The following is a 3,187-nucleotide window of genomic DNA, read 5'->3' on the forward strand; positions in this document are numbered from 1 at the left end:
CTAATTATCTTATTACAAAAATACCTAAAATGCCTGTATGTCAGTAGGTTACTTTTCAACATTGGTGTTTAGTATTTAACATTGATGTTAATAAATAATAACCTCCATCTCCACTATCAAATAGAATCTGCATAAATACAGATTCGAAATAAAAAAATCCGCCAAGTTTGCTTGAGCGGATTTTTTTATGAGAAGATGTAAAATTGCTGTCAAGCAATTTGCAGATTCTATTTGCAGAACGGGAGTAACTAGGGCCCGGCGAAGCCAATCCCGACTACTCACTCGAGCGTCTTTTTTTGTGAGAAGATGTAAAATTGCTGCCAAGCAATTTGCAGATTCTATTTGCAGAATGGGAGTCACTAGGGCCAGGCGAAGCCAATCCCGATAATCTTCAATGAATAACGAACCCGCCTGACGGCGTGGCAGGTTTCGAACAAGGAATTTTAAATATCCAAGTTAACGCCATATATCAATTGGAGATTGAAGATTGGAGATCCTACTACCAGGACCAGAGTCACAGAGACCAGCGAAGCTAGTCCCAAATTACTGAGCATCCTATTTTCGTTTAACCCTTCCAGAAATGACCGGCTTTTATTACACTATGAATGATCACAAGTTCAATCTATCGATAATATTGTACCTTTATATTTGAATATACTGATTATCTGTTGTTTTACCTTCTTTATCGGAGGTAACTAATCCTTCACCTCTAAGCCAGCTTTCGCCAGCCCTTCGATTACATGTGACGCCAATGAATCTTCCTTAATAAATCTGGTAATCAAATACCTGCCCCTTTCTTTAAAATCAGAACGGATTTTCAATAACTCCTCAATATTACTGGCCGCAGCTTTCTGATTTCCAAGTTGTCCATGGATAGCGGCACGTAACATAGCGCCCCAATGAAATTCTGGCATTTGATATTTATTCGCTTCTTTTAGTGCCATTTCATACTCTTCGTCCCTATAGTAATATAAACAGGTGATCCCATAGAGCCACATGGGAATGTCCATGTTGTTCTGTATGACTCTGTCCATTAGCTCTTTCCCTTTAACCCATTCACCAAATAAACTCAAAAACATGGCGAATGCACCTAACCGTATTGGTGTATTGGGAATCCAAGGAACCGTTTCATCACAAAGGGAATAGAAGCGTTCTTCTTCGTCATACATAAAGCATTTATATGCGAGAACGACCCTTACAATAGGATTATGAGGATTGATGGCATATGCCTGTTCGGCACATTCACCAAAGATCTTATATGCCTCCTCTGCTCCTGGAAAATCAGAAATGTATATATCACCAAATACGTCAGCTTTTATAGCCAGCATTAGGGCCGAATTCGGATTTTCAACAAGTGCCTTTTCTACAGAATCAAAAAGGTCCTGACCTGATTTTTCTGTTAATTTTGTTTCGTGATAGTAATACTTCAGAAGCACCATATATTCACTGGGTTGATCTGTTTTTTCAGCAATGTGAAACAAGGACCTTTTCTTATTAATCAATCCATATTCAGTACCCACTTTACCAGCCACTTGCTTAGAAATATCACTCTGAAGATCGAACAGATCATCTGCTTCAAGATCAGCTTTAAAATTCTCTCCCCACATCCTAAGATTTTCATTCACATCTATCAGCCTAACCCCAATATTAACTTTATTCCCAAAAGCAGCGATATCCCCGTCGATCACATAATTGATCCCCTTGTTTCTAAAATGCTCCAAAGCAGATTGATCCAAAACTCCATGTACTGGTCTTTGTGAGGAGCCGATTACCCGCAGATCATCATAAGTCGTAGTTGCAGATGCAAGCTCTTGTGCAAGGCCAAAACACAGAAATTCAAGTTCCTCCTTTTTAGACAAATTCCTAAAGGGTAAAACCGCGATACTGGGTTTTAATACCTTCGCCTTTTTTCCTGCCTTAAATCCACCATTTTTATTGGTTACCAGACTTTTCGAATTGTCAATAAAGCTTGGTACATATTTGCCTTTAGGAATCTCGATTTTAATCGGGTCCTCAATTCCTTCTTCTAAATAATAGAATCGTAACAATCGTCTTAATCTGCCTGCATTGATCCGTACAAGAGCATTCAAATCGGGATCAAAATCTTCGGGTTGATTGAAAACATCTACACCGATCGAATACCCCTTTATATTGTCTCCCCTGCCTTCTACGAATTCATGGGTGAGGTAAGTCAGAAACTTTTTCATTCTGGGTTTCGAACGAAATTCTCTACTCTCACAAACCCGTTGTAATTGTTGAAGGTACAATTCTGAGGTATCTTCGTTTAACATAATGCACTTAATATCAATCTTTTATAAAACTTTGTGTACCGTAACATACGGTAAATAACTTATCTAACACCGGCTTTGCGCTTAGATTTGCACCAGTAATTAAACGAATAAATATAATTAAATAATACGTTAAATAGTAATTCAGAGCATCATTAAAAAACACCATTCCTTGAATTACAAAAAATCAAAGATATGAATCTTAAAAAAACAGAAAATAGGGAAATTCAAAAAGTTATGATCGCAGGTGGAGGAACCTTAGGTTCTCAAGTTGCATGGCAAACAGCCTTTAAGGGATTTGAAGTAGTTGTTTACGATGCCTTCGAAAAAGGATTGGAAAGAAGTCAGGCATTTCACAAGCAATTTGCCGACCTATTTCTCAATACAAGAGGAGCCTCAGAAGAAGAAGTCGAGGCCACTTTTTCGAGATTGACCTATACCACAGATATCACCGAAGCCGCTAAAGATGCTGATTTATTGAGTGAATCAGTTCCGGAAGATCCAAAAATCAAATCATCATTTTACTCGGAACTGTCAAAAGTGGCCCCTGCCAAAATGATCTTTACAACCAACTCTTCAACTACGCTTCCCAGTGACTATGCCGAATTTACCGGAAGGCCCGAAAAATTCCTGGCTCTGCATTTTGCTAATGGAATTTGGGATGCCAATGTAGGTGAAGTGATGGGACATGAGGGAACGGATTCAATGGCCTTTGAACAGGTGATCAAGTTTGCCAGAAATATTGGAATGGTTCCAATTCCAATCCATAAGGAGCAAAATGGATATGTTCTCAATTCTTTACTGGTCCCATTGCTGGATGCTGCTTTTGACTTGTGGAGCAATAAGGTAGCCGATGCCGAAACCATCGATAAAACCTGGATGATCTCGACAGGAGTCAG

The 3,187-nt window shown here is 38.9% G+C and carries 2 protein-coding genes; one reads left to right on the top strand and one right to left on the bottom strand.

The genetic code is table 11. The features are described 5' to 3' along the window. Nucleotides 1–695: 695 nt before the first annotated feature. A complete protein-coding gene (locus ACR2MV_RS02865; RefSeq protein WP_434020389.1) occupies nucleotides 696–2,207 on the bottom strand; it encodes a hypothetical protein in 1,512 nt (503 codons plus the stop codon). A gap of 276 nt (nucleotides 2,208–2,483) precedes the next feature. On the opposite strand from ACR2MV_RS02865, the gene ACR2MV_RS02870 reads away from it, so the two are divergent. Beyond that, nucleotides 2,484–3,187: 3-hydroxyacyl-CoA dehydrogenase (locus ACR2MV_RS02870; RefSeq protein ID WP_434020390.1), on the top strand; the 704-nt coding region annotated here is incomplete at its 3' end.

The sequence above is a fragment of the Lutimonas sp. genome (assembly GCF_051011215.1).
Lineage (GTDB): Bacteria > Bacteroidota > Bacteroidia > Flavobacteriales > Flavobacteriaceae > Lutimonas.